Origin of the sequence: Pseudomonas sp. PS02303 (assembly GCF_029959925.1) — a bacterium.
GTDB lineage: Bacteria > Pseudomonadota > Gammaproteobacteria > Pseudomonadales > Pseudomonadaceae > Aquipseudomonas > Aquipseudomonas mandelii.
The window spans coordinates 13,003-38,431 of record NZ_JASCOM010000040.1; the positions used below are offsets into that span (position 1 = coordinate 13,003).

General features: G+C 58.2%; 22 protein-coding genes, 4 tRNA genes and 1 riboswitch. Of the genes, 10 read left to right on the forward strand and 16 right to left on the reverse strand.

Annotation, left to right across the window (positions count from 1 at the left end):
• Positions 1 to 27 precede the first annotated feature (27 nt).
• On the reverse strand, positions 28 to 960 hold the full coding sequence (locus QMX98_RS12455) for a chemotaxis protein CheV (RefSeq protein ID WP_010457160.1): 933 nt from the start codon (positions 958 to 960) through the stop codon (positions 28 to 30).
• A gap of 82 nt (positions 961 to 1,042) precedes the next feature.
• Here QMX98_RS12455 and flgA point away from each other — a divergent pair, with 82 nt between their 5' ends.
• From flgA to QMX98_RS12475, 4 genes are all read left to right on the forward strand, one after another.
• A complete protein-coding gene (flgA, locus tag QMX98_RS12460) occupies positions 1,043 to 1,804 on the forward strand; it encodes a flagellar basal body P-ring formation chaperone FlgA (RefSeq protein ID WP_077749189.1) in 762 nt (253 codons plus the stop codon).
• Positions 1,805 to 1,969: 165 nt separating this feature from the next.
• The gene (gene flgM / locus QMX98_RS12465) at positions 1,970 to 2,296 is read left to right on the forward strand and encodes a flagellar biosynthesis anti-sigma factor FlgM (RefSeq protein WP_010457164.1); all 327 of its coding nucleotides are present in this window, start codon (positions 1,970 to 1,972) and stop codon (positions 2,294 to 2,296) included.
• Between the two features lie 48 nt (positions 2,297 to 2,344).
• The gene (locus QMX98_RS12470; RefSeq protein WP_010457166.1) at positions 2,345 to 2,812 is read left to right on the forward strand and encodes a flagellar protein FlgN; all 468 of its coding nucleotides are present in this window, start codon (positions 2,345 to 2,347) and stop codon (positions 2,810 to 2,812) included.
• 92 nt (positions 2,813 to 2,904) lie between these two features.
• The gene (locus QMX98_RS12475; RefSeq protein ID WP_042932643.1) at positions 2,905 to 3,651 is read left to right on the forward strand and encodes a flagellar brake protein; all 747 of its coding nucleotides are present in this window, start codon (positions 2,905 to 2,907) and stop codon (positions 3,649 to 3,651) included.
• A 64-nt stretch (positions 3,652 to 3,715) separates the two neighbouring features.
• On the opposite strand, the gene QMX98_RS12480 is transcribed toward QMX98_RS12475, so the two are convergent.
• The 4 genes from QMX98_RS12480 to QMX98_RS12495 all read right to left on the reverse strand — a co-directional run bounded on the left by QMX98_RS12480 (position 3,716) and on the right by QMX98_RS12495 (position 8,899).
• On the reverse strand, positions 3,716 to 5,092 hold the full coding sequence (locus QMX98_RS12480; RefSeq protein ID WP_010457169.1) for an MFS transporter: 1,377 nt from the start codon (positions 5,090 to 5,092) through the stop codon (positions 3,716 to 3,718).
• A gap of 70 nt (positions 5,093 to 5,162) precedes the next feature.
• Positions 5,163 to 6,404 (reverse strand): glutamine synthetase family protein, encoded by a 1,242-nt coding sequence (locus QMX98_RS12485; protein ID WP_282410837.1) that lies wholly within the window; start codon positions 6,402 to 6,404, stop codon positions 5,163 to 5,165.
• 201 nt (positions 6,405 to 6,605) lie between these two features.
• A complete protein-coding gene (locus QMX98_RS12490; RefSeq protein WP_077749187.1) occupies positions 6,606 to 7,298 on the reverse strand; it encodes a HAMP domain-containing sensor histidine kinase in 693 nt (230 codons plus the stop codon).
• Positions 7,295 to 8,899 (reverse strand): tetratricopeptide repeat-containing response regulator, encoded by a 1,605-nt coding sequence (locus tag QMX98_RS12495; RefSeq protein WP_010457175.1) that lies wholly within the window; start codon positions 8,897 to 8,899, stop codon positions 7,295 to 7,297. The genes QMX98_RS12490 and QMX98_RS12495 overlap by 4 nt, the downstream gene beginning before the upstream one ends.
• 204 nt (positions 8,900 to 9,103) lie before the next feature.
• Between QMX98_RS12495 and QMX98_RS12500 the strand changes: the two genes are divergently transcribed.
• Positions 9,104 to 13,255, forward strand: a complete 4,152-nt coding sequence (locus tag QMX98_RS12500) for a CheR family methyltransferase (RefSeq protein WP_077749186.1) — start codon at positions 9,104 to 9,106, stop codon at positions 13,253 to 13,255.
• Between the two features lies 1 nt (position 13,256).
• Here the strand turns inward: QMX98_RS12500 and QMX98_RS12505 are convergent, their stop codons facing one another.
• Positions 13,257 to 13,796 (reverse strand): hypothetical protein, encoded by a 540-nt coding sequence (locus QMX98_RS12505; RefSeq protein ID WP_282410835.1) that lies wholly within the window; start codon positions 13,794 to 13,796, stop codon positions 13,257 to 13,259.
• 145 nt (positions 13,797 to 13,941) lie between these two features.
• Positions 13,942 to 14,018: transfer RNA gene (locus QMX98_RS12510), tRNA-Arg, on the reverse strand.
• Positions 14,019 to 14,308: 290 nt separating this feature from the next.
• Here QMX98_RS12510 and QMX98_RS12515 point away from each other — a divergent pair.
• Together QMX98_RS12515 and QMX98_RS12520 are read left to right on the forward strand one after the other, a co-directional pair.
• Complete coding sequence (locus QMX98_RS12515; protein ID WP_145309735.1) at positions 14,309 to 14,542, forward strand: hypothetical protein; 234 nt, start codon at positions 14,309 to 14,311, stop codon at positions 14,540 to 14,542.
• A 23-nt stretch (positions 14,543 to 14,565) separates the two neighbouring features.
• Entirely contained in the window at positions 14,566 to 14,745 is a 180-nt protein-coding gene (locus QMX98_RS12520; protein WP_010457208.1) for a PA3371 family protein, read from the forward strand.
• Here the strand turns inward: QMX98_RS12520 and phnN are convergent.
• Positions 14,720 to 15,292, reverse strand: coding sequence for a phosphonate metabolism protein/1,5-bisphosphokinase (PRPP-forming) PhnN (phnN, locus tag QMX98_RS12525; RefSeq protein ID WP_282410836.1), 573 nt, complete (start codon positions 15,290 to 15,292; stop codon positions 14,720 to 14,722). The two genes, QMX98_RS12520 and phnN, sit on opposite strands and share 26 nt — an antisense overlap.
• 385 nt (positions 15,293 to 15,677) lie before the next feature.
• Between phnN and QMX98_RS12530 the strand changes: the two genes are divergently transcribed.
• Positions 15,678 to 16,004, forward strand: a complete 327-nt coding sequence (locus tag QMX98_RS12530; RefSeq protein WP_003178899.1) for an Arc family DNA-binding protein — start codon at positions 15,678 to 15,680, stop codon at positions 16,002 to 16,004.
• 101 nt (positions 16,005 to 16,105) lie between these two features.
• Here QMX98_RS12530 and mgtE read toward each other — a convergent pair whose 3' ends face one another.
• Positions 16,106 to 17,548 (reverse strand): magnesium transporter, encoded by a 1,443-nt coding sequence (mgtE, locus tag QMX98_RS12535; RefSeq protein WP_010457218.1) that lies wholly within the window; start codon positions 17,546 to 17,548, stop codon positions 16,106 to 16,108.
• Positions 17,549 to 17,867: 319 nt separating this feature from the next.
• On the opposite strand from mgtE, the gene QMX98_RS12540 reads away from it, so the two are divergent.
• Positions 17,868 to 18,386, forward strand: a complete 519-nt coding sequence (locus QMX98_RS12540; protein ID WP_145309741.1) for a cell envelope protein SmpA — start codon at positions 17,868 to 17,870, stop codon at positions 18,384 to 18,386.
• 19 nt (positions 18,387 to 18,405) lie between these two features.
• Here QMX98_RS12540 and QMX98_RS12545 read toward each other — a convergent pair.
• The 7 genes from QMX98_RS12545 to ltaE all read right to left on the reverse strand — a co-directional run bounded on the left by QMX98_RS12545 (position 18,406) and on the right by ltaE (position 24,378).
• Positions 18,406 to 18,482, reverse strand: a tRNA-Arg gene (locus tag QMX98_RS12545).
• 71 nt (positions 18,483 to 18,553) lie between these two features.
• Positions 18,554 to 18,630: transfer RNA gene (locus tag QMX98_RS12550), tRNA-Arg, on the reverse strand.
• 107 nt (positions 18,631 to 18,737) lie between these two features.
• Positions 18,738 to 18,828 (reverse strand) — tRNA-Ser (locus QMX98_RS12555).
• Between the two features lie 62 nt (positions 18,829 to 18,890).
• Positions 18,891 to 19,079 (reverse strand): carbon storage regulator CsrA, encoded by a 189-nt coding sequence (gene csrA / locus QMX98_RS12560; RefSeq protein ID WP_003178872.1) that lies wholly within the window; start codon positions 19,077 to 19,079, stop codon positions 18,891 to 18,893.
• A 190-nt stretch (positions 19,080 to 19,269) separates the two neighbouring features.
• Entirely contained in the window at positions 19,270 to 20,511 is a 1,242-nt protein-coding gene (locus QMX98_RS12565; RefSeq protein ID WP_008033100.1) for an aspartate kinase, read from the reverse strand.
• A gap of 91 nt (positions 20,512 to 20,602) precedes the next feature.
• The gene (gene alaS / locus QMX98_RS12570; protein WP_010457228.1) at positions 20,603 to 23,227 is read right to left on the reverse strand and encodes an alanine--tRNA ligase; all 2,625 of its coding nucleotides are present in this window, start codon (positions 23,225 to 23,227) and stop codon (positions 20,603 to 20,605) included.
• A 146-nt stretch (positions 23,228 to 23,373) separates the two neighbouring features.
• Positions 23,374 to 24,378 (reverse strand): low-specificity L-threonine aldolase, encoded by a 1,005-nt coding sequence (ltaE, locus tag QMX98_RS12575; RefSeq protein WP_077749182.1) that lies wholly within the window; start codon positions 24,376 to 24,378, stop codon positions 23,374 to 23,376.
• 198 nt (positions 24,379 to 24,576) lie between these two features.
• Positions 24,577 to 24,748: riboswitch (FMN riboswitch) on the forward strand.
• Positions 24,749 to 24,850: 102 nt separating this feature from the next.
• Between ltaE and QMX98_RS12580 the strand changes: the two genes are divergently transcribed.
• A complete protein-coding gene (locus QMX98_RS12580) occupies positions 24,851 to 25,360 on the forward strand; it encodes a 6,7-dimethyl-8-ribityllumazine synthase (protein WP_007943897.1) in 510 nt (169 codons plus the stop codon).
• Positions 25,361 to 25,429: the final 69 nt, after the last annotated feature.

Consider the following 25,429-nt stretch of genomic DNA (forward strand, 5'->3'; position numbering starts at 1 on the left):
GTGTTAACCGCCAGGGGCAGAAGGCCCCTAGCTGATATCTGCTGCTTTGATCCGGTCGACTACCCGGGATGCCAGGTCATCAGGACGGAATTTTGCCAGGAAGTCGTCCGCGCCGACCTTCTTGACCATTGCCTGATTGAATACACCCGACAACGAAGTATGCAGGATGATATGTAGCTTTTGCATGCGCGGGTCGTTGCGGATCTCGGCCGTCAGGGTGTACCCGTCCATTTCCGGCATCTCGATGTCGGAAATCATCATCAGGAACTCTTCTTCCGGCTTCTTGCCCTCATCGACCAGCTTGCGCAAGTAATCCAGCGCTTGCCTGCCGTCGTTCAATGCCACCACTTCAACGCCGACCGTTTGCAGGCAACGGGTCACCTGCTTGCGCGCCACCGACGAGTCATCGACCGTCAATACCCGCAAGGACAGCGCCTTGTGCTGGGTTTCGACATCCACCACGCCGACCGAAATCGCTTCCGGTGTCGGCGCCACTTCCGCCAGCACTTTCTCGACGTCGATGATTTCGACTAACTGATTGTCGACCCGAGTCACAGCCGTCAGGTAATGATCGCGTCCCGTGCCCTTGGGTGGCGGATGAATCTCCTCCCAGTTCATGTTGACGATGCGCTCCACCGATCGCACCAGGAATCCCTGGGTCTTGGTGTTGTACTCCGTGATGATCACGAAGGGATTGCTTTGATCTTTAAGTGCGCCGGAGCCGGTCGCCATCGCCAGATCAAGAATCGGAATGGTCGCCCCCCGGATATTTGCCACACCGCACACGACAGGACTGGACTTGGGCATCAGGGTCAGTTTGGGGCATTGCAGCACTTCCCGAACCTTGAACACGTTGATCCCATACAGCTGCTGGCCGTCGAGACGGAACAACAACAGCTCAAGGCGATTCTGCCCAACCAGTTGCGTGCGCTGGTTTACTGAATCCATTACACCAGCCATGCACTGACTCCTACACCAACGCTTAAGTGTGTTGCGACGCACATTTATTGCTAAACGGCACGGCGCTTGCTTTTTAACTCTTATGAACACAGAACCGACATTTTTCCGACGCCTGACATCAATTACCCGCAAATTGCTTTGCGCAATGTCGGCCGTCTGCCTGTTCAACGCTGGCAGCCCTGCCCTTGCTGACGCGGTTACCTTGCCTGACATGCTTATCGGCGTCACTCAGGGCTTTCTTGAATTCACCGTAGAAGACTATTTGGCTACCAGTCAAACGGAAGGACGCTACGAAATCGAAGTCAACCAGCTCGATCCGCGACTGCGCATGCCCATGTGCGACAAGGAATTGACAGCCACCCTGGAGAGCCCGGCGACCCCGATCGGACGGGTCACGGTCAAGGTCCGCTGCGACAGCACATCCCCCTGGACAGTCTTCGTGCCCGCTCAAGTCCGCCTGTTTCGGGACGTTGTCACCACCACCCGGCCGCTCAAACGCGCCGGGGTCATCGAGCCCGGCGATGTCATGTTGCGCGAGCGAGACATCAGCCTGATCAACCAGGGTTATTTCACCTCCCTGGAACAAGCCGTGGGGCAGAAACTTACCCGACCAACGGTCGCCAATCAGGTCCTGACGCTGGTCCATCTCGAACAGGCGGAAGTCATCAGCAAGGGCGACCAAGTGGTGATTACCGCCCGCAGTGGTACGCTCAGTGTGCGTATGCCGGGCGAAGCCCTGTCCAACGGCGGCCTGCGTGAACAGATTCGTGTGAAAAACCTCAACTCCCAGCGGGTCATCAAGGCGCAAGTCATCGCGCCGGGCCAGGTGGAAGTTGCCATGTAGAACAATCTGCTGGTGAAAGATGGCGCGCCGCCCGGCTGTTCCCTAAACTGTGCCGCAGGCAGGACAAGCGCTGGCGCATGCAAGCTCATTGATAAATGGGCCTAAAGTTTTCGCAGGGAGAGCCGAAAACATGGCAAGCGTCCAAATACCCAGAGGTTTTTTACCATGGTCATCGATTTCAGCCGTTTGAACAGCTCCTCGTCACTTACCGGTAGTACGCGTACCAGCACCGCGAAGGAAACCGCCGAAACCGGCACATCCGCGCCGCTGAATACCCCGGCCGAACAGGCCAGTACCGTCAAAAGCGGGGAATCGGTACACCTCAGCAATGAGGCTCAACAGTTGCAGAAGGTCACTGACAAGCTGCGCGATCAGCCTGCCGTCGACAACGCCCGCGTGGCCGAGTTGAAAGCAGCGATTGCCGATGGCAGCTATAAAGTCGACAGCAACCGTGTAGCCAGCAAACTGCTCAACTTCGAAGCCCAGCGCTAGGCCACGGCCTGCGCCAGGCTTTTGGACGCTTAAACCCCAAGGCCAGCCATGCACGACACTAATTTACTGCAACTGATCACCGACGACTTTGCTCCAGCGCAACGCTTGCTGGAGTTACTGCAAACCGAGTCCCTCGCCTTGCACGGTCGCGACATGCCGCTGCTCGAAGATATTCTGGCGCAGAAGCAGGCAATGATCATTCTGCTTGAACAGCATGGCCGCAAGCGCAGTGAAATCCTCGTCAGCCTCAATCTGCCGGCCGATCGCAGTGGCCTGGAGCAACTTGCCAGCCAGTCGAGCATCGGCGATCAATTGCTGGAACAGAGCGAGAAACTGACTGATCTACTGGCTCAATGCCAGGCAGCCAACGTCAATAATGGCCAGTCGATCCTGGTCCAGCAGGCCGCCACGGCCAATCAGCTGAAAATCCTCACCGGCGGCGAACCGCCAGCGCTTTACGATGCCCGCGGATCAACCTCCAAGCTCGCAAAGCCGCGCCCGCTTAGTCAGGCTTGAGCCTGTTGATGAGCACGCTCTATCAAGACGCCTCACATGCTGGCAGTATGCTGGCAAGTCGCAGTCAAATTTTGCCTGGAGAATGATGAACCGTGTTCAATGCCTTAAACGCGGACGATGCTCCGCAGCCACCCAAGGTGCTATCCACGCCGATGGAAATCGCCGGTAACCTGCGGCAGCTGCAAGAAAGCCATGATCCGCTGATCATCACGTTCCATGAGCGCACCCAACGCTTCCAGAGCTATCTGGTGAACGTTGATCGCGACAGCAATTCGATCGCCCTGGATGAAATGATCCCGCGTGACGGGGAACGTTTTCTGCTGGCCGGAGAACCATTCAAGGTTGAAGGCTTTCATGACGGCGTGCGCATCGCCTGGGAAAGTAACGGTACGCTGACCATCGATGAGTCCGGCGATGCTCGCTGCTATCGTGGCCCACTGCCCGCTGAAGTGATCTATCACCAGCGCCGTAATGCGTTCCGTGCGGCGTTGAAACTGGCGCAACTGGTCAACGTCGAACTGGGCGGTGAGAAACTCAAATCGACCTTGGGCGGCAAGCTGCTGGACATCTCGGCCACCGGCTGCAAACTGCGTTTTGAAGGTGACATCACCGGCAGCCTGCAACTGGGCCAGGTCTATGACCGCTTTGTCGCCGCCCTGCCCTTCGGCAACATGACCGCACCGGTCGAATTGCGTTACCTGCACTTCGAAGAGAGGATCTCCACCACCTTCGCCGGTGTTCGCTTTCATAACATGAGCGGTCTGGTGCAGCGGCAAGTCGAACGGTTCGTCTATCAGCTACAGCGTGAAGCACGCCGTTTCGACAAAGACGACATGTAATACGGTGCTTCAACAAAAAACGGGCAGTCCCTTGCGGTGACTGCCCGTTTTTTTATGCGCGGGTTTAGGGCCTGGCTTCAGTGAAGCTTTGCTCACGACCCGCATCCGGGTCTTCTGATGGTGGATCGGTCTCAGTCTCGGGATCCGGCTCTGGTTCAGGCGCAGGTTCCGGGCTGATCGGATTTTGCATCTGATCCTGCACCACCTGCTCATCGACCCGCGGGTCAAGGCATGCCACCAGTGGCGAACTCGACATGCTGTCCGGCATAGCCACGTGATGCAACGGCGCATCTTCGACCTGATGCAGGTTGGTGACCGCTTTCGGGCGAATCCGCCACACCAGCACCAACGCGAAGAAGCTGAAGAAGGCATACAGCATGTGGCTGCCGAACAGCTTCATCAGGACCCCGGCCACCAACGGCCCGATGCTGGCGCCCACGCCGTAAGTCACCAGCAACATCGCTGTCAGGGACACGCGACGATCACCTTCGACGTGGTCATTGGAGAAGGCCACCGCCAGCGGATACAGGCAGAACATCACCAGCGAACAGAAGAACCCGGCGACGAACAGAACCTCCAGCGGCACCTGCTGCATGATCGCCAGCGGCAACGCGGTCAGGGCCAGGACCACCGCAAAACAGCGGATCAACAACGCCCGGTCATAACGGTCAGAGAGCCAGCCCAATGGCCACTGCACCAGCAGCCCGGCAAAAATGCAGCTACCCATGAACAGACCGACCTGCTCGGTGGACAATCCTTGCTGCGAGGCATACAGCGGCGCCAGACCGTAGAAGGAGCCAATGATCAGCCCCGCGCCCAGCACCGTGCTCAATGACTGCGGCACGCGCTTGATGAAGAACCGCGGCTCCATCGGCGCCGGATGCAATGGCGCCGGGTGAATCCGCCGGGTCAGGGCCACTGGCACCAGGCACAGCGCGAAGCACAAGGCGACCAGCATCAGCAGTTCCAGGCCCAGGGCCGGGTGCATGACCAGAATCAGTTGGCCCAGCACCAGCCCCAGGTAGGACGCGATCATATAGCCGCTGAACACCGTGCCACGCTGCGACGCTTCAGCCTGCTCATTGAGCCAGCTTTCGATCACCATGTACTGGCACATCATGCCCAGACCGACGATCACCCGCAGGAATATCCACGCCGGCAACCAGTCGACCAGACCGTGGCCGAGCACCGCCGCGCCGACAATCCCGGCGCAGGCCGAATAGGCGCGAATATGCCCGACCCGGGCGATCAGTCGGTGACCGATCTTGCCACCCAGCACCAGGCCGAAATAGTTGGCGGCCATCAACGCACCCACCCACAAGCTGTCGACGTTATCCGCCGCCAGACGCAAGCCCAGGTAGGTACTCAGCAAGCCTGAGCCGATCAACATCATCAGCGAGGCAAAATAAAGCGCTCGAAAAGGTTTCCAGATTTGGCGCATCGGCGTTCCGAGCGGCTCCTTGCGGTAAGAAACGGGCTATCCGAAAAGATAGCCCGAAGACGACAGGTCGTCAGGCCTGGGTGGCCAGAACACGGCGCTCCCAGGGGGTAATTTCATCAAAGAAGCTGGTCAACTCCATGGTCTTCGAAGCGACGTAGCCTTCGATGAACTCCTTGCCGAACAGTTCCTTCGCCAATTGGCTACGTTTCAGACGTTCAAGAGCGGCATGCAAGGTACACGGCAACGAAAGATTATCCGGGACTTCGAATTCGCCCTGGATCGCCTCGCTCGGCTCCAGTTCGTTCTCGATGCCATACAAACCGGCGGTAAGACTGGCGGCGATCGCCAGATACGGATTCGCGTCAGCCCCCGGCAAGCGGTTTTCGACCCGACGGGCGGCCGGTGAACTGGCCGGAATGCGCAATCCGGCGGCCCGGTTGTCGTGGGACCAGCAGGCATTGTTCGGCGAAGCATACGGATGGCACAAGCGCTGATAGGAATTCACGTTCGGCGCAAACAACGCGGTGAAATCCGCCATGCCGGCCTGTTGGCCACCAATGAAGTGACGGAAGGTCGCTGTCGGTTGGCCTGCCGCATCGCTGAACACATTTCGTCCATTGCCGATCTCGACGATGCTCTGGTGAATGTGCATCGAACTGCCCGGCGTGTGCGCCAGCGGCTTGGCCATGCACACCACGCTCAGGCCGTGCTTGAGCGCGACTTCCTTGAGCAGGTGCTTGAACAGGAACGTCTGGTCGGCCAGCAACAACGGATCGCCGTGCAGCAAGTTGATCTCGAACTGGCTGACGCCCATCTCATGCATGAAGGTGTCGCGCGGCAAACCCAGGGCCGCCATGCATTGGTAGACTTCGCTGAAGAATGGCCGCAGACCGTTATTGGAACTGACACTGAACGCCGAATGACCTTCCTCGCGCCGACCGTCCAGGCCCAACGGCGGCTGGAACGGTTGCGTCGGGTCGGGATTGGGCGCGAACACGAAGAATTCCAGCTCGGTCGCCACCACCGGCGCCAGGCCCAGCGCCGCGTAACGGGCGATCACCGCCTTGAGTTGGCCACGGGTCGACAGCTTCGAGCTCTCGCCGGTCAGTTCATCGGCGTCGCAAATGGCCAGTGCCCGCGGTTGCTGGCTCCAGGGCAAGCGGTGGATGTGTGCCGGGTCAGGCACCAGCGCCAGGTCGCCATCATCGCTGCCGTAAAAGCGTGCGGGCGGATATCCGCCCATGATGCATTGCAGCAGCACACCCCGCGCCATCTGCAAACGCCTTCCTTCGAGAAACCCCTCGGCGGTCATTACCTTGCCCCGAGGCACGCCGTTCAAATCCGGCGTGACACATTCAATCTCATCAATGCCCGTCAATCGCTGTGCGAGTGAACGCTGGCCATCGGTTGTCATGACGCAATCCTTTGTAATTGTGCGAGCCGCGAACGGCGACCCGTACAAAATAGGCTCCGCCTGTTCGGAATATCAAGCAGCGCCACACAAAAAGAAACGTCAGGGCAAACAGAGGCTGAACACCCCACCACCCAACGGCCCGCCGTTGCTGATCCGGGTGCGTCCTTCCACGCCATTGCGCTGATGCAAGGCGGCGATCCGTCCGGCGAAATACAAGCCCAGGCCTGTGCTGCCGCTGCTGTGGTTGATGCCCTGCACATAATCGGCCTGACGCTCGATCATCTCGACCGGATAACCGTCGCCATCGTCGTTGATGGACAGCACCAGTTCGCCGGCCTCGTCGCCGACACTGATCAGCAATGACTGGCGGGCGTAACGAATGGCGTTGTTGATGCAGTTGGCCAGCACCGAGGCCACCAGCTCGCGATCGAAGAAACCCAAGGGGCTCAACGGGTCGACTTCATAAGTCGCGACAATGCCGCGACTGGCGAACACTTCCTGATGAGCGGCCAGTTGCGCTTCGATGAAATCATCCAGCTCATGATAGGCCGGCTGCAACGGCATCTGATTGACGCCCAGTTTGTACAGCCCCAGCAACTGCACCAGCATGCCGTTGAGGTGAGCGAACTCGTACTCGATGACGCCCTGCTCCGGGCTGTGCCGCTCGGGATCGGGCAAGCGGGCCAGCCATTGGCTGTGGGCCTGCATCAGCAGGGTCAACGAGTTCTTCATGTCGTGCACGGTGGAGGCAATCACCGTCGAAAAATCCAGTGCAGAGTTGTCTTGGCTCATCCGCTGAACGCCTTGATTTTCAGTTTCTGAAAGCGCGGATACCGCGCGTCGGTGTCGGGCATCATGCCCACCAGTTTCAGGCAGGCCCGGCATTCATCGAGCTCGGCCGACGCTACGCTGGTATCGGTGCCGTGCAGCAGCGATTGCGCCATGTTAAGGGCGATACTGATGTTCTTCGGTTGCAGCGCCAGCGCTTTGCGAAAGATTGCCCGGGCTTCGACCAGGTTGCCGGTCTTGTACACCTGCACACCCTGTCGGTTGAGGTCGGAGGCCGCGTTGCTCTGGCTGAGGATCGTCGGGTCATCGGTCAGTTTGGCGATCCCTTGCATCACCACCGGATCGTCACCGTAGATTTCCGCACAGTTTTTCAACATCGTCGCGCCGGCGCTCGCCTGGCCAAGCATTTGCAGCTGCTTGGCCACCAGCAGCGCGGCTTCGGCGCTCATGAACTGCTCCATGCCATCGAGGCGCATCATCGCCTGCTCGGTGAGCTTCTCGGCGGTTTCGGCGTCGTTGAGCAACAGGCTGGTGGCTTTCATCAGGCGCGCACGAATCTGCAGGCCAGGATCAGACGGGTTTTCCTTGGCCACCAGACTGAGGGTCGTATTGATCTCCAGTCGGGTGCGGGTATCCAGGCCTTTCTCGCTGCCTTTGCTGATCAACGCATGGGCCAGGCCGAGGTTGCTTTCGGCATCCTTGAAGCGTGACTGCGCGCCTTGGGACACGGCCTGGCGATAAGCCTTTGAGGCCGTATCGAAATCTTCGTTGGCCATCGCCAGTTTGCCCAGCAGTGCTTGCCGGCGCACCGCCAGCGGCGACAGGCGAATGGCTTCTTCCAATACTTTCTGCGCGCCCTTGGTATCCCCTTCGGCCACCAGCACATCAGCCATGCCGTCATACAGCGCCGGCATCATCGGAAACACTTTCAGGGCTTTTTCGTAAACGCCTTTAGCCTGGCTGACCTGGCCACGCTTGAACAGCAACTTGCCCAACCCGGCAAACGCCCACGGCAACGGCCGATCGGCAATGATGCTGTCGTAGAGACGTTCCAGCGCTTCGTTTTGATTCAGGTCGCGCAAGGCGTCCGCGCGGTAACGCAGGCACAGCGGCGAATAACGGATGTCCTTCTTGCACAGCTCGATGCAGGCATTGAGCACTTCGAGCGGTTTGCCACGATCGAGCGCTTGCAGGATCGGCTTGAGCAGGTTCTTGCGCTGTTCCAGACGCTCCAGGCGCTGGGCCAGGCCGGAACGGTTGAACGGCTTGGTCAGGTAAGCGTCGGGTTCGTGTTCCAGCGCGCTGAGCACCATGGCCTGGCTGGTTTCGGCAGTGACCATGACGAACACGCTTTCATGGCTGATCAGCTTTTCGATCATCAAGTCTTCGAGGACTTGCTGGCCGTTCTTCTTGCCGTCGCCGAGGTGAAAATCCTGCAGGATGAAATCGTAGGCCTTCTGCGAACACATGCGCAGCGCCTGCTCCCCGGTGTCTGCGGTGTCGACGTCCTTGACCCCCAGTTCACGCAGCATGGACCTGACGGAACTGCGGAAATCCGAGAAATCATCGACGATCAGAAAACTCTTTTGGTGATACGACAGCATCGAAGATTTCCAGGCAATTTGAGAAGAAGACAATGACCGTTCGGGTTATCGGCCAGGAGTGCCGTTCCCTTGAGAACTCCAGCCAATCAAGTGTCTCTAAATATTTGAAGGTGTTATTGAAAAACGGGATTATGCTGCTTTATTGACGCGCTTTTTATAACCGAAGATATCAATAGACCGCAGTCGCCGACTAAGGCAGAAGAAATGACCAGCACCCCCCAGCACTCGGCCCCGGCTCCTGAGCGTAAGGCCCTGAAGCCCAGCACCCTGGATTTTCCAGTGGTAGGCGTTGGAGCGTCGGCGGGCGGGCTGCAAGCCATCAAACTGTTTTTCGAGAACATGCCGCATGACAACGGCATGGCGTTCGTGATCATTCTTCACCTGTCGCCCGATCACCAGAGCATCGCGGACAAGATCATCCAGGAATCGACCCGGATGCCAGTCCTGCAAGTCACCAAAACGGTGCCGATCGAGAAAAACCACGTTTACGTCATCTCGCCGGCTCAGCGGCTGACGATGAATGACGGGGTGCTTGAAGTCAGCAGCAACGACCCGCACGGGTCTCGGCACGCCTCGATTGATCTGTTTTTCCGCGACCTGGCCGAAGTCCACCGCGAGCGCGCTTTCTGCCTGGTGCTGTCAGGCAGTGGCTCCGATGGTGCGGTCGGGCTGTCGCGCATCAAGGAACACGGTGGCATCACCATGGCCCAGGCACCGGAAGATGCCGAGTTTGACGGCATGCCTCGCGCTGCCATCGAAACCGGCAATGTCGATCTGGTGTTGCCGGTGGTGGAAATGCCGCAAAAGCTGCTGGAGCTGTGGCGAAACTCACAGGAAATCAGCCTGCCCACCGCCAACGACCCAGACCTGCAAACGTTCGCCTCCGTGTCCGAGCGTGACGCGGCGCTCGCCGAACAGCTGCTCCATGACATCCTGATCCAGCTGCGCACCGGCACCGGCCATGATTTCAAGCACTACAAGCGCGCGACCGTGTTGCGGCGGATCGAGCGCCGGATGCAGGTCACGGCCCAACCCGACCTGGGTGCCTATTTCCGCTTCCTGCAAAACAATCCCGACGAAACCAAAGCCCTGCTGGGCGATATGTTGATTGGCGTGACCAACTTCTTCCGTGATCGCGAGGCGTTCGAAGCCCTAGAGCGGAACGTACTGCCGCAACTGGTCAGTGCCGCCGTGTCGGCGCAGCCCGAGAAAGAAGAAATCCGTGTCTGGTCCGCCGGTTGTTCAACGGGCGAAGAAGCCTACAGCCTGGCGATGCTGCTCAACGATCAACTGCAACTGGACGCCAGCAAAGCCTCGCTGCAACTGTTTGCCACCGACATTGACGAACGCGCCATCAGCATCGGCCGGGCCGGTCTGTATCCGCAAGCGATCGTGACCGATGTGCCGCCGACGCGCCTGCGGCATTACTTCGTCAAGGAAGATGACCACTACCGGATTCGCAAGGAAATTCGCGAAAAGGTCCTGTTTGCCAAACACAGCCTGTTGTCCGATCCGCCCTTTTCGCAGATTGACCTGATCGTTTGCCGCAACCTGCTGATCTACCTGGATCGCGAAGTGCAGCGTGAAATTCTGCAAATGTTTCACTTCGCACTGCGTCCGGGCGGTTTCCTGTTCCTGGGCTCTTCCGAGAGCGCCGATGCTTGCCACGAACTGTTCGCTCCGGTGGACAAGCGCAACCGGATCTTCCGCGCCAAGACCGGCACGACCAATAGCCGACGTACCCCAACCATGCCGCGCGGCGGGTATGTGCGCAGCAATATTTCCCGTGAGACGCCGCAAAACGCGGTGCAGCGCAAACTGTCCTTTGCCGACATCCATCAGCGCGCCCTCGAAAGCGCGGCGCCACCGAGCATGATTGTCGATGCCAACGCCGACATCCTGCACATGAGCGATAGCGCTGGGCGCTTCCTGCGCCATGTGGGCGGCGAGTTGTCGCGTAACTTGCTGACGCTGATTGTTCCCGAGTTGCGTCTGGAGATTCGCACCACGCTGTTTCAGGTCCAGCAGAGTGGCCTGGTGGTCAAATCCCGTGCGGTGCCGATCAGCCGGGACAACCGGCGTTACAAAGTCGACCTGATGGCGCAGCCTTATAAGGACGAAGAGTCGGACGGCGAGTTTGTCCTGGTGATTTTCGAAGAGGCCGAAGTCGATCCCTCGGAACAGGCCGCCTCGACCCTGACGCAAACCGAAAGCCAGGTGCTGTCCAACCTTGAACGCGAACTGCAACGCACCAAGTTGCACTTGCAGGACACCATCGAACAATCGGAAGTCTCTAGCGAGGAGCTGAAGGCCTCCAACGAAGAAATGCAGGCAATCAACGAAGAGCTGCGCTCGGCCACCGAAGAGCTGGAAACCAGCAAGGAAGAACTGCAATCGATCAACGAAGAGTTGCTGACGGTCAACTTCGAGCTGAAAACCAAAGTTGAAGAAACCGACAAGATCAACGACTACCTGACCAACCTGATCGCCTCCACCGACATCGCCACGGTGTTCGTTGACCGCAACATGCGGATCAAATGGTTCACTCCGCGCGCCACGGACATCTTCAGCATGTTGCCGGTGGATACCGGACGCTCCTTGCTCGACATCACCCACCGACTGCACTACGACGACCTGGCCCGTGATGCAGCGCTGGTCTTCGAGTCATTGAACATGATCGAGCGTGAAGTCAGCAGCACCGACAAGCGCTGGTACATCGCCCGCCTGCTGCCCTACCGCTCCAGCGAAGACCATATCGACGGGACGGTGCTGACCTTCATCGACATCACCAAACGCCGCGCCGCCGAAGAAGAACTGCGCCTGGGCGAAGAACGCATGCGTCTGGTGGCTGAAAGCACCCGCGATTACGCGATCATCACGCTGGATGAACAAGGGGTGATCACCAGCTGGAACAAAGGTGCCGAGTTGATCTTCGGTTATGGCAAGAGCGAAGCAGAGGGGGCTTATTACGACTTTATTTTCTCTGAAGAGGACCGCGCCAGCGGCGTGCCCGAGAAAGAACTGCAGACGGTGCGCGACCATGGGCGCAGCGAGGACGAACGCTGGCACTTGCGCAAGGATGGCAGTCGGTTCTTTTGCAGTGGTGAGGCGACGTTGCTCAGCGGTGACAACCTCCGAGGCTACGTGAAGATTGCCCGGGACCTGACCGGCCACAAACGTCAGCACGAAGCGCAAAGCCTGGCGCTGGCCGAGACCCGCAACACCAATTACCTCAAGGACGAGTTCTTCGCAGTCATGTCCCATGAGCTCAAGCACCCGCTGAACCTGATCCAGCTCAACGCTGAGCTGCTGCGTCGCCTGCCGGTGACCAAGTCCGTGGCTCCGGCCGCCAAGGCCGTCAATACGATCTGCGATGCCGTCAATAGCCAGGCCCGGATCATCGATGATCTGCTGGATGTCGCCCGTGTCCGTACCGGCAAACTCAAGCTGCAACCGGTCGCCACGGACTTGGTCAGCGTGCTGCGTGATATCCACAGCGTCGTGCTCAACGAACGGCACGAAACCACGGTCGAGTTGCATGTGCCTTCAGAGCCGTTGATGGTGCATGCCGATCCGACACGCCTGGAACAGATTATCTGGAACCTGGTGAACAACGCGCTGAAATTCACCCCGCCCAATGGCCACGTGCAACTGATCGCCAGCCAGGACGGGAACAGGGTGCGGCTGGACGTCAAAGACAACGGCACCGGCATTGCCGCCGAGAACCTTGAGCACGTGTTCGATCTGTTCGGGCAGGCAGAGAAGCAACATGCCACGCACAACCGTGAAGGGCTGGGGATCGGCCTGTCGCTGGTCCGCCAACTGGCAGAAGCACAACACGGCTCGGTTGAAGTGAGCTCACCCGGGTTGGGTGCAGGGTGCACGTTCAGTGTCTACTTGCCGATGGCCAAGACTGATCATGACGCTCAAACCGCTACGCAGGTCGACGAGGGGGCCGGACGGCTGAGCGGCTTGACCATTCTGCTGGTCGACGACTCTGCCGAAGTGCTGGAAACCTTGAAGATGCTGCTGGAAATGGAGGACGCGCAAGTGATTGCCTTCGACCGTCCGGTGGCCGCGCTGGACGCCGCAAAAGGCACGCACTTCGACCTGATCATTTCGGACCTGGGCATGCCAGTCATGAACGGTCACGAACTGATGAGCGCTTTGCGGCAACTCCCGCTGCTCAGGGATGTGCCGGCCATTGCGCTGACGGGCTACGGTGCCCAAAGCGATATTCAGAAATCCCGGCAATCGGGCTTCGACCAGCACATCGGCAAACCGGTGTCCTACGATGAACTGATCGAGACCATCGAGGAACTGCGACGCTCCTCGAGCCTGTCGATCGGCAAATGACTCAGCGCAGATAGGCGCGTTGCACACTGATGCGCCGATCAATCGCCTGCCGCAGGCGCTCCTTGTGGTCCGCCCACACCCCGGGGTCGACTTTGGTGGCGCGCATCAGCTCAAGCATCGCGGCCTTGGCAGCCAGGTACTCCGACCAGGCGTCTTCGGAGCGGATTTTCAAACGCTCACGTTCGGTCATTTCCATGCGTCGCAATGCCAGTGTCGGTTCATCGGTAATCACCGGGGCCAACGTCAATTGCACCCGATGCGGCGCGACAAACGCTTGGCTGTCCGCAACCAGCTCTCTCGCCCGCTTAGCGCCCCACTTCAACGCGGAACAATAATATTCACCTACCGCCCGGTCATGAAACTCCTCGCAAATCGCCCCGCCACCGTCAGCGTAAATACCGATGAACACCTGCGTGACGCCCCCATGACCGACCCGTGCCTGCACCTCGACCTGCACACCATCGCTGAGCACTTCTTCATGGATGTGGTGAGGTAGCCGGCTGTTGGTCCATAACCAGAAATGTGCACCTCTGTGTCGCATCGCGTCACTCCTTGCATGGTACGAGGAGTAAGGCACAGCAACGATGGACTTGCCATGTAGGTCGTCGGGTCGACGGGCATAAAAAAGCCCCGCTGGAGGATTCTCCGGCGGAGCTTTTTATCACAGCGCAGGGCTGTAAATCAGGTGGTGTCCCAGGGCAGGTTCGAACTGCCAACCTTCCCCTTAGGAGGGGGATGCTCTATCCAATTGAGCTACTGAGACACAGATCGCCCCGCTGGGATGCGGTGCGATAGACGGCGAGCATGTTAACGGCCAGGCCTGCTTTTGTCATGTCGTCCGTAGGGCTTTTTAAGTGTAGGCAGCCGCCCCTTGTCATCGTGGCTTAATTTACCGTGCAAATTGCATCCTCTCAAAATGCCATCATTGCAATTTGCAACGACGGCCTCTTTAAGGAATAAGTTAATTCTTTGTTTTTAAAGGATTTAATTGCCGTTAGACTCTTGGCACGCGGGCTGCTTTAGCTGTTCTCACGAACAACCGAGGTTAGCCTCATGAACAGCGTCCTTTTACTCTCGAATGCAATCGCCCTTACCGTCCTGCTGGGTGGTCATTTTGCCGCCGAGAGCGGCGCTGAGCAGGTCGCGCAACGAATGCCGCATTACCTCCAGCTGCAAAAAGCCCCGCAATTGGCGGTCATGAACGATCAGCGCGGCTTTGTTGGCCAGGACGTAAGCCAGCAAAATTATCTTCCGGTGTCTCAGACTTCGGAACGCTTGGTATTTTGAATCACCCTATCAGGAGCACAGCAATGTCCAAATCAGCCGCAGGATTTTTGATCCTTGCCTTACTGAGCGGCATTCTTCATCTGTCATTGGTCCCGGACACGGTTGCCACCGTACCCCTGATCGCCTGCGGCGTTTTCGGCGCGTTATTCGTGCTGGCGCTGATTATCGGACGCAAAATCAAATTCGATCCGGTTCTGCGCTGACGTTCAGCAATTTCAGAAGATTGGCGACGGTGACGTCAAGCTCGCCTGAGTTGTCGAGTCGATAGATCTGCGAATCACCGAGAGGATCCTCCGCTGTAAATAACCTGTTGCGGCGCAATCTGGCTTCAATTTCTGCAAGGCTCTCACGGCCTCGCTTCATCAGTCGCTCGCGTAATACCTCATCCTGGACCGTCAACAGCACCGGCACCAATGTCGGGTAGCGTTGCAGTGCCTCGGCCAGGTGGCCACGAGAGCCATTGACCAAGACATGACGACCTTCTTCCAGCCAATGGTCGATCTGGACCGGAATGCCATAATCCAGGCCATGAGCGTGCCACGACAGCGCAAAGTCACCCTTGTCGCGGCGTTGTTCGAACTCCTCGCGAGAGACTCCGACGGCATCTTCGCCTACGGATTCAGCCGAACGCGTAATGACCCGTCGTACCACTTCGCCGTTTATCGAGCGTAAAGGTCGTCGAGCCGCTTCGATGAGGCTGTCTTTGCCGGATCCGGAAGGCCCCATCAAGTAAATCAGCCTGCCATCCATCCTGAATCCCCCTCCTGTGCGGGTCTGCCACTAGTAAATCGGCCATTTGCCACTATCCTGTATAAGGTAAGGACCAAGGATCGAATCCGCGTAGCATGCACCTTCAGGCGTCTTCGGGCATCACCTGACGGGAAGAGCACGTGGTCAGCGATACGGGCAGGGACCAAAGTTTTCTAACCAGTCCACATTTTCGATAAAGGTGCTGGCATAACGCCTTTACCCAGCTCAATATTTGTCACAGAATTGACGCCAATGATCTGGCTGCTTTGAGGCATGATGCGAGCCTCTATCAATTCAGGTTGAACATTTGGCCAGAGAGCTTGTCCTATCAGACATCCTGCGGCCAATCCCGAGAACCGCTCCCCTGAACTAACCGGTTAAATATATGCGCCCATTGAAACAGGCAATTTATTCCAGCCGTACGGCTGACAAGTTCGTCGTACGTCTGCCAGACGGAATGCGTGAACGCATTGCCGAGGTGGCTCGCAATCATCATCGCAGCATGAACTCCGAAATCATTGCGCGCCTTGAGCAGAGTCTTATTCAGGAAGGTGCACTGGGCGAAGAGTTGAGCATGCGCCTGGACAGCCCAGAGCTGTCATTGCACGAACGTGAACTGCTGCAACGCTTCCGCCAACTCTCCCACCGTCAGCAAAATGCTCTTGTTTCGCTGATTGCCCATGACGCCGAAATGGCCGCAGACGCTTCCTGATTCGACCCGAAAGCCAAGCCAGCATAATCGCTGGCTTTTTTTTGCCTGAAATTCGGCCATAAAAAACCCGCCGAATTGGCGGGCTTCTTAAAGCAGGCAAGTCAGAGCAGGAAAATCGTCGCCAGCCCGAGGAAGATGAAGAACCCGCCGCTGTCAGTCATGGCAGTGATCATAACGCTGGCACCCATCGCCGGATCGCGCCCAAGCCGCGCCAGAGTCATCGGGATCAAGACCCCCATCAACGCCGCCAGCAACAAGTTAAGCGTCATGGCGGCGGTCATCACCACCCCGAGGGACCAACTGCCATAAAGCAGATAGGCCACAACGCCAATCACGCCACCCCAGACCAGGCCATTGATCAAACCGACGGCCAGCTCCTTGCGCATCAATCGCGAGGTATTGCCGGTGCTCACCTGGTCCAGCGCCATGGCTCGAACGATCATGGTGATAGTCTGGTTGCCCGAGTTGCCACCGATACCGGCCACGATCGGCATCAATGCCGCCAGTGCCACCAGTTTTTCGATGGAGCCCTCAAACAGGCCGATCACCCGGGATGCGATAAACGCGGTGATCAGGTTGACCGCCAGCCAGGCCCAACGGTTGCGCAGGGATTTCCAGACCGAAGCGAAGATATCTTCTTCTTCGCGCAGACCCGCCATGTTGAGTACTTCGTTTTCGCTCTCTTCACGGATCAGGTCGACCATTTCATCGATGGTCAGACGGCCGATCAGCTTGCCGTTCTTGTCGACCACAGGCGCCGAGATCAAGTCGTAACGTTCGAACGCCTGAGCGGCATCGTAGGCATCTTCGTCCGGGTGAAAACTCACCGGGTCACTGGCCATGACTTCCGAAACCTGCTTTTCCGGATCGTTGACCAGCAAACGCTTGATCGGCAGCACGCCCTTGAGCACGCCGTCGTAGTCGACCACAAACAGTTTGTCGGTGTGGCCCGGCAGCTCCTTGAGACGCCGCAGGTAACGCAGCACGACTTCGAGACTGACATCCTCACGGATGGTCACCATCTCGAAGTCCATCAGCGCACCGACTTGCTCCTCGTCATAGGACAACGCGGAGCGGACGCGCTCACGCTGTTGACCATCGAGGGTTTCCATCAGTTCGTGGACGACGTCTCGCGGCAGCTCGGAAGCCAGGTCAGCAAGTTCGTCGGCGTCCATGTCCTTGGCCGCAGCCAGGAGCTCGTGATCGTCCATGTCGGCGATCAGGGTTTCACGAACCGAGTCGGATACTTCGAGGAGAATGTCGCCGTCGCGATCCGCCTTGACCAATTGCCAAAGCGTCAGACGATCGTCCAGCGGCAAGGCTTCAAGGATGTAGGCAACGTCGGCGGAGTGCAGATCATCGAGCTTGCGTTGCAGCTCGACGAGGTTTTGCCGGTGAACCAGGTTCTCGACCCGGTCGTGATGCGGACCTTCCTGGCGATGAGTCAGGTCTTCGACCACCCGCTGGCGCTGCAGCAGCTCAACGACTTGAGCGAGGCGGTCCTGCAAGCTTTCCTGCGTTTTCTTTACTTCTACTTCAGACATAGGCGAACTCCACTCCCAGCAGCGGGGCACGCCGGAAGGATCAATCAGTCAATTCATGATTGGAAAAACGGGATACTGAGTAACTACTGGGTAAGTCCATGGAGGTATTCCACAAGCCCCGGCGGGGCTGACGGGCGCAATGATACACCGCCCGACGGTTTTAAACGTCAAAAAATCATGGCTGAAACAAGCGGTTGCAAGACAAAGCTGAGTGCAGTCCTGATCTCTCCAACTGCGACGACTCATTCTGAAAAGAAAACACACCCTCATCGAAAAATGTAGCGGCTACCCTGACATGGACCGTCATGGAGGACGTTTAATGCCATCGATTGCCTTTTATTTTTTACTGCTTGCCCTGCTCTGCCTTTCACCCCGGTTGCAGGCAACCATCCTTCACCGTTGCGAAGCACCCGACGGTCGCCTCACCTTCACAACCCTGAGTTGCGCGGAGGGTGAAAGCTTCTCGCAGCAAGAGGTGCGCACTTTCACGCCCGGCAACGCGATAGCGCTCATGCCTGAGGCTGACGCTCGGGAGACACCCTCGACGAAAACCGGAAGAAAGGAGCCAACCATTGTCGGCCAGACTGAGGACAAGTGCGCAAACCTGATAACCGCCAAGGAACGTCGCGAAGCAATCATCAATCAACGGATAGTCGCGGGCATGACACAACAGGACGTCGAGAGCGCCCTGGGCAAGCCGGACAAGATCAGTATCAGGAATTCCGCAACAAGCTACCGCTACGAACTCAAGCGAGGTCGCAGCGCACATGTGGAGTTCGACGAGAAAGGATGTACAAAGGGAAAAGCCAAATCCCGGACGGCAAAAAGCCCGCGTTAGACGCGGGCTTTTTGGTGTTTGGTGCACTCGACAGGATTCGAACCTGTGACCGCTCGGTTCGTAGCCGAGTACTCTATCCAGCTGAGCTACGAGTGCATTTGTGTTTTTATACCAGATCACAACTGGTTGGAGCCAAGTCATTTGCATTACTGCAAACAACCCTTAAATGGTGCACTCGACAGGATTCGAACCTGTGACCGCTCGGTTCGTAGCCGAGTACTCTATCCAGCTGAGCTACGAGTGCATTTGTTGCCGCGCATTATAGGCCGTCTAATCTCTATGTAAAGCACTTTTTCTAGTAATTTCAAACACTTACCGAAAAAGCCAGATTACAACGTACTACGCAAATAATGGCGGAGAACGGGGGATTCGAACCCCCGACACCCTTTTGAGGTGTACTCCCTTAGCAGGGGAGCGCCTTCGGCCACTCGGCCAGCTCTCCGCAACACGGGGCGTATATTAACCAGCTTCTTCCCCGTTTGCAAACATAAAAAACGATAAAAATTAATGGCTTGGTTCGTCGTCCTTCTCTTTCTTGATCCGCAAGTAGATTTCCTCACGGTGAACCGCAACCTCTTTAGGTGCGTTAACGCCAATACGCACTTGATTTCCTTTGACGCCGAGCACGGTCACGGTGATTTCGCCATCACCAATAATCAGGCTTTCTGCGCACCGACGAGTCAGAATCAGCATACCTTTCTCCTCACGCATTTCATTTCAGGGACAACAGTCTGCAAAAAAAAGGCACTCGACCTACAACCGGAAAACGATCGCAGCCCTACATGCCTGAGTATTGACCAGCGCGAGCAAAAGAACAGTTCCTGGGTCGCGCCATTCAAAAAAGACAAAGGGCGCGGTCAGACCGCGCCCTTTGGCAAACGCATCACTCGCCTGTTCGGGCCGGTGCGTCCAGTTCGAAAGCTGTGTGCAGAGCGCGCACAGCCAGTTCCAGATACTTCTCTTCGATCACAACGGAGACTTTGATTTCCGACGTCGAGATCATCTGGATGTTGATGCTTTCTTTCGCCAGGGATTCGAACATGCGGCTGGCCACACCTGCGTGAGAACGCATGCCGACGCCGACGATCGAGACCTTGGCGATCTTGATGTCACCGACCACTTCACGGGCACCGATCTCGCGAGCGGTGTTTTCCAGCACGGTTTGTGCGGCCTGGAAGTCATTGCGGTGCACGGTGAAGGTGAAGTCGGTGGTGTTATCGTGCGCAACGTTCTGCACGATCATGTCGACTTCGATGTTCGCGGCACTGATCGGGCCGAGAATCTTGAATGCAACGCCCGGGGTGTCTGGCACGCCACGGATGGTCAGCTTGGCTTCATCGCGATTGAAAGCGATGCCGGAAATGATCGGCTGTTCCATGGTTTCCTCTTCATCAATAGTAATGAGGGTGCCCGGACCCTCCTTGAAGCTGTGCAGTACGCGCAGCGGAACGTTGTACTTGCCGGCGAATTCCACCGCACGGATCTGCAACACCTTGGAACCGAGGCTGGCCATTTCCAGCATCTCTTCGAAGGTAATCTTGTCCAGGCGCTGGGCCACGGACACCACACGCGGGTCGGTGGTGTAGACGCCATCGACATCGGTGTAGATCTGGCATTCGTCGGCCTTCAAGGCCGCCGCCAGCGCCACGCCGGTGGTGTCGGAACCGCCACGACCGAGGGTGGTGATGTTGCCATGCTCGTCGACGCCCTGGAAACCGGCGACAACCACCACACGACCTGCCTTCAGATCACCGCGAATCTTCTGGTCATCAATCTGCAAGATACGCGCTTTATTGTGCGCACTGTCCGTCAGAATCCGCACCTGGTTGCCGGTGTAAGACACCGCAGGCACGCCGCGCTTGATCAGCGCCATGGCCAACAGTGCAATCGTCACCTGCTCGCCCGTGGAAACGATCACATCCAGCTCACGCGGAACCGGTTGGCCATCACCACTGATTTGCTTGGCCAGATCGATCAGACGGTTGGTTTCGCCGCTCATTGCCGACAGGACAACCACCAGGTCATCGCCGGCATCGCGGAATTTCTTAACCTTGTCGGCGACCTGCTCGATTCTCTCGACAGTGCCGACTGAGGTGCCTCCAAATTTCTGTACGATCAAAGCCATTTCAAAGCCGCCTCTGCCCATGAAGGGCGCCCAAATAATCACTCAAACAGCGTTCCCGCCCGCCACTAGACGACGGGCCGGACACCCTGCCTTATAAACCCTGCTCTACAAATGGAACCGTCAGGGCCAGTGCCGCGTCCAGTGCGCCAGCGTCAGTACCACCGCCTTGCGCCATGTCTGGACGACCACCGCCCTTCCCGCCCACTGCCGCAGCGGCTTGCTTCATCAAATCACCGGCTTTGAGTTGGCCAGTCAGGTCTTTGGTTACGCCTGCAACCAGAACGACCTTTTCCTCATGGACACTGCCGAGCAGGATCACTGCGCGGCCGAGTTTGTTTTTCAGCTGATCGACGAGCGCCAGCAGCGCCTTGGCGTCCTGACCGTCCAGACGCACGGCCAGCACTTTCACGCCTTTGACGTCCAGGGCAGAAGCCGACAGATCGTCGCCCGCCGCGCTGGCCGCCTTGGCCTGCAACTGCTCGAGTTGCTTCTCCAGCAGACGGTTGCGCTCCAGCACAGCCGACAGCTTGTCGATCAGGTTGTCGCGGCTGCCCTTGACCAGGTTGGCCGCTTCCTTGAGTTGTTCTTCTGCAGCGTTCAAGTAAGCCAGTGCCGCAGCACCGGTGACTGCCTCGATACGACGCACGCCCGACGCAACACCGCCTTCGCTGATGATTTTCAGCAGGCCGATGTCACCGGTACGGTTGGCGTGGATGCCACCGCACAGCTCGACGGAGAAATCACCGCCCATGCTCAGCACGCGCACGTTGTCGCCGTACTTCTCGCCAAACAGCGCCATGGCGCCTTTTTTCTTGGCGGTTTCGATGTCGGTTTCTTCGGTTTCAACGGCGGAGTTTTTGCGAATCTCGGCGTTGACGATGTCTTCCAGGGCCTTCAGTTGCTCAGGCTTGATGGCTTCGAAGTGGCTGAAGTCAAAGCGCAGGCGCTGACTGTCGACCAACGAGCCTTTCTGCTGAACGTGATCGCCCAGCACTTTACGCAACGCCGCATGCAGCAAGTGAGTGGCCGAGTGATTCAGCGAAGTGGCGTGGCGCACCTCGGCTTCAACGTGGGTTTCAACCGGCGAACCGATGATCAGGCTGCCCGATGCCAACACACCGTGGTGCAGAAATGCGCCGCCGGTCTTGGTGGTGTCACGCACGTCGAAGCGGCCACCGCTCGATTGCAGATAACCGCAATCGCCGATCTGGCCGCCGGACTCAGCGTAGAACGGGGTCTGATTGAGAACGACCACGCCTTCTTCGCCTTCACTCAGTACGTCGACCGCCTGGCCTTCTTTATAGAGGCCAACAACTTTCGCCGAACCGCTGGTGGCTTTGTAACCGGTGAATTCGGTGGCCACATCAACCTTGACCAGGCTGTTGTAGTCCATGCCGAAGGAACTGGCGGAACGGGCACGGACGCGCTGGGCTTCCATTTCGCGTTCGAAGCCTGCTTCGTCGATGGTCAAGTTGCGCTCGCGAGCGATGTCGCCCGTCAGGTCCATCGGGAAGCCGTAGGTGTCGTAGAGCTTGAACACCACGTCGCCCGGCACCACGTCGCCTTTCAGTTCAGCCAGATCCTGCTCAAGGATTTTCAGCCCCTGCTCCAGGGTCTTGGCGAACTGCTCTTCTTCGGCTTTCAGGACGCGTTCGATGTGTGCCTGTTGGGCCTTCAGCTCAGGGAAGGCTTCGCCCATCTCGGCAACCAGGGCCGCTACGATCTGGTAGAAGAAGCTGCCCTTGGCGCCCAGTTTGTTGCCGTGACGGCAGGCGCGACGGACGATCCGGCGCAGCACATAACCCCGGCCTTCGTTGGACGGCAGCACGCCGTCGGCAATCAGGAAACCGCACGAACGAATGTGGTCAGCCACGACTTTCAGGGAAGCCTGAGCGTCGTTGGTGCAGCCGATAGCCTTGGCCGATGCGCTCAGCAAACTCTGGAACAGGTCGATTTCATAGTTCGAGTGAACGTGCTGCAGCACGGCACTGATCCGCTCCAGGCCCATGCCGGTGTCGACCGACGGCGCTGGCAGCGGGTGCAACACGCCATCGGCGGTGCGGTTGAACTGCATGAACACGTTGTTCCAGATCTCGATGTAACGGTCGCCATCTTCTTCCGGCGAGCCCGGCGGGCCGCCCCAGATGTCGGCGCCGTGATCGTAGAAAATCTCGGTGCAAGGACCGCACGGGCCGGTATCGCCCATGGTCCAGAAGTTATCGGAAGCGTATGGCGCGCCCTTGTTGTCGCCGATGCGGACCATGCGCTCGGCCGGAACACCGATCTCCTTGGTCCAGATGTCATAGGCCTCGTCATCGCTGGCGTAGACGGTGACCCAGAGCTTTTCCTTCGGCAGGTTCAGCCACTGCTCGGAGGTCAGGAAGTTCCAGGCGTAGGTGATCGCGTCGCGCTTGAAGTAATCACCGAAGCTGAAGTTACCCAGCATTTCGAAGAAGGTGTGGTGACGGGCGGTATAACCGACGTTTTCCAGGTCGTTGTGCTTGCCGCCGGCGCGCACGCATTTCTGGCTGGAGACAGCGCGGGTGTACGCGCGCTTTTCCTGGCCCAGGAAGCAGTCCTTGAACTGGTTCATCCCCGCGTTAGTGAACAGCAGGGTTGGGTCGTTGCCCGGAATCAAAGAGCTGGAGGCTACACGGGTGTGGCCTTGCTCTTCGAAGAAGCGAAGGAAGGCTTCACGGATTTCTGCGCTTTTCATTAGGTTCTTCCACGGAGGCTGCGGCCAAAGGCCTGTACGAAACGTCAACAGACGAAGCGACGGCAAAGGGCCGCATTATATCGGCCCAGCGCGCGGGGTACAGCGTGTTTATACGATAGAAACGGTCAATTGGACCGCCAAGGCGATCAGTTGCGAGAAAAGTCGACGAATGTCGCGACGACCTGCTCGATTTGAGCGCGGTCAACGTCCATGTGCGTGACCATCCGCAGGCGTCCGGCAGCGCTCAGCTTGATGCCACGCTCGGCGGCAAAGGCCTTGATCGCCTCGGCCTTGTCGCCCATGTTCACGTAAACCATGTTGGTCTGCACCGGCTCGACTTCGTAACCGGCCTTTTGCAGTCCGTCGGCAAGAAACTGCGCATTGGCGTGATCGTCGGCCAGACGCTGAACGTTGTTATCCAGCGCATAAAGCCCCGCCGCGGCCAAAAGACCGGCCTGGCGCATGCCACCACCGACCATCTTGCGCAGGCGACGCGCCTTGCCGATCAACTCTGCCGAACCGCACAACACCGACCCGATCGGCGCGCCCAGGCCTTTGGACAGGCAGACCGAAACCGAATCGAAGTGCTGTGTGATCTCGCGGGCATCAACACCCAACTTGACGGCCGCGTTGTAAAGCCGAGCGCCGTCCAGGTGCAGCTGCAACCCATGTTCACGGGTAAGACTGCGTGCCCGGGCGAGATACTCCAGCGGCAGGACTTTGCCCTGCATGGTGTTTTCCAGCGCCAGCAACCGCGTACGAGCGAAATGGAAGTCGTCCGGTTTGATCGCGGCGACGACGTGCGCCAGGTCCAGCGAGCCGTCAGCCTGCACTTCCAGCGGCTGCGGCTGGATCGAGCCAAGCACCGCCGCGCCGCCACCTTCGTACTTATACGTGTGTGCCTGCTGGCCGACGATGTATTCGTCACCCCGTTCGCAATGAGCCATCAGACCCAGCAGATTGCTCATGGTGCCCGTCGGCACAAACAACGCAGCGGCAAAACCCAACCGTTTTGCCAGTTCCGCTTCCAGGCGGTTGACCGTCGGATCTTCGCCATAGACGTCGTCACCGGTGGGCGCACTGGCCATCGCGTCGAGCATTCCGGCGGTCGGTTGGGTAACGGTGTCGCTGCGAAGATCGATAACGCTCATGAATCTGGCCTCGGTAAGCAGGGGAAAATCCCTTTCAGGTAGGAATTACTGCGGTCATGACAACGATTAATCAACCCCCAAGCGAAGGAAAAGACCCGTCAAGTGAGCGAAAAAGTCGATAGCAATCATCAGATAGCAGCAATGCACAGGCAGGAAATATGTGTTAAAAAAGCTGCGCCGCCAAACAATCTGGCGGCAAAACGTTCTCAGGGCGGGGTGCAACTCCCCACCGGCGGTAATTGCGCGCAATGCGCATAGCCCGCGAGCGCTTGGTGACAGACACGGCTTCGGTGGTGTCTGGCGGCAAGGTCAGCAGACCCGGTGTGATCCCGGGGCCGACGGTCATAGTCCGGATGAAGAGAGAACGGGATTGGCGCCAAAGGGCCGTCCGCAGGCATTCGTGCGAGCGTGCGTACCCTTAAATCCCATTCGATTCATATGCCCTGTTTTTTACATAAACAGGAGTCAGAACATGCAACCCACCGCAATCGATAGCAAAAGCAAAAACCATCAGGGCGAGCGCGTTGCGTTCATCCAGGCCTGCTGGCACAAGGAAATCGTCGACCAGAGCCGCAAGGGCTTCGTTGCCGAAATGATTGCCCAGGGTTATCAGGAATCGGAGATCGATTTCTTCGAAGTCGGCGGCGCCTTTGAAATTCCACTGCACGCCAAGCTGCTGGCCAAGTCCGGCCGTTATGCCGGCATCGTCGCGGCGGGCCTGGTGGTCGACGGCGGCATCTACCGTCACGAATTCGTCGCCCAGTCGGTGATCAGCGGCCTGATGCAGGTTCAGCTGGAGACTGAAGTGCCGGTGTTCTCGGTGGTTTTAACCCCGCACCACTTCCATGCCGGCGAAGAGCATCAGAAGTTCTTCTTCGAGCATTTCGTGCATAAAGGCCAGGAAGCGGCGAAGACCTGTGCCGATACGCTGCACAAGATGCGTGCGTTGCGTCGCAGCGAGCCTCGCGCGGTAGCCGTCTAAACCCCAAGCCAGCCCCCGTAGGAGCGAGGCTTGCCCGCGAAAGCGATTTTAAATTCAACATCAATATTG

Coding starts and splice junctions, on each gene's coding strand:
- flgA (WP_077749189.1), top strand. CDS start 1,043: ATGAACACAGAACCGACATTTTTCCGACGCCTGACATCAATTACCCGC.
- QMX98_RS12455 (WP_010457160.1), bottom strand. CDS start 960: ATGGCTGGTGTAATGGATTCAGTAAACCAGCGCACGCAACTGGTTGGG.
- csrA (WP_003178872.1), bottom strand. CDS start 19,079: ATGCTGATTCTGACTCGTCGGTGCGCAGAAAGCCTGATTATTGGTGAT.
- QMX98_RS12505 (WP_282410835.1), bottom strand. CDS start 13,796: ATGCGACACAGAGGTGCACATTTCTGGTTATGGACCAACAGCCGGCTA.
- QMX98_RS12580 (WP_007943897.1), top strand. CDS start 24,851: ATGCAACCCACCGCAATCGATAGCAAAAGCAAAAACCATCAGGGCGAG.
- QMX98_RS12540 (WP_145309741.1), top strand. CDS start 17,868: ATGCCATCGATTGCCTTTTATTTTTTACTGCTTGCCCTGCTCTGCCTT.
- ltaE (WP_077749182.1), bottom strand. CDS start 24,378: ATGAGCGTTATCGATCTTCGCAGCGACACCGTTACCCAACCGACCGCC.
- QMX98_RS12515 (WP_145309735.1), top strand. CDS start 14,309: ATGAACAGCGTCCTTTTACTCTCGAATGCAATCGCCCTTACCGTCCTG.
- QMX98_RS12520 (WP_010457208.1), top strand. CDS start 14,566: ATGTCCAAATCAGCCGCAGGATTTTTGATCCTTGCCTTACTGAGCGGC.
- QMX98_RS12565 (WP_008033100.1), bottom strand. CDS start 20,511: ATGGCTTTGATCGTACAGAAATTTGGAGGCACCTCAGTCGGCACTGTC.
- QMX98_RS12470 (WP_010457166.1), top strand. CDS start 2,345: ATGCACGACACTAATTTACTGCAACTGATCACCGACGACTTTGCTCCA.
- alaS (WP_010457228.1), bottom strand. CDS start 23,227: ATGAAAAGCGCAGAAATCCGTGAAGCCTTCCTTCGCTTCTTCGAAGAG.
- phnN (WP_282410836.1), bottom strand. CDS start 15,292: ATGGATGGCAGGCTGATTTACTTGATGGGGCCTTCCGGATCCGGCAAA.
- QMX98_RS12490 (WP_077749187.1), bottom strand. CDS start 7,298: ATGAGCCAAGACAACTCTGCACTGGATTTTTCGACGGTGATTGCCTCC.
- QMX98_RS12480 (WP_010457169.1), bottom strand. CDS start 5,092: ATGCGCCAAATCTGGAAACCTTTTCGAGCGCTTTATTTTGCCTCGCTG.
- QMX98_RS12530 (WP_003178899.1), top strand. CDS start 15,678: ATGCGCCCATTGAAACAGGCAATTTATTCCAGCCGTACGGCTGACAAG.
- QMX98_RS12485 (WP_282410837.1), bottom strand. CDS start 6,404: ATGACCGCCGAGGGGTTTCTCGAAGGAAGGCGTTTGCAGATGGCGCGG.
- QMX98_RS12495 (WP_010457175.1), bottom strand. CDS start 8,899: ATGCTGTCGTATCACCAAAAGAGTTTTCTGATCGTCGATGATTTCTCG.
- mgtE (WP_010457218.1), bottom strand. CDS start 17,548: ATGTCTGAAGTAGAAGTAAAGAAAACGCAGGAAAGCTTGCAGGACCGC.
- QMX98_RS12500 (WP_077749186.1), top strand. CDS start 9,104: ATGACCAGCACCCCCCAGCACTCGGCCCCGGCTCCTGAGCGTAAGGCC.
- flgM (WP_010457164.1), top strand. CDS start 1,970: ATGGTCATCGATTTCAGCCGTTTGAACAGCTCCTCGTCACTTACCGGT.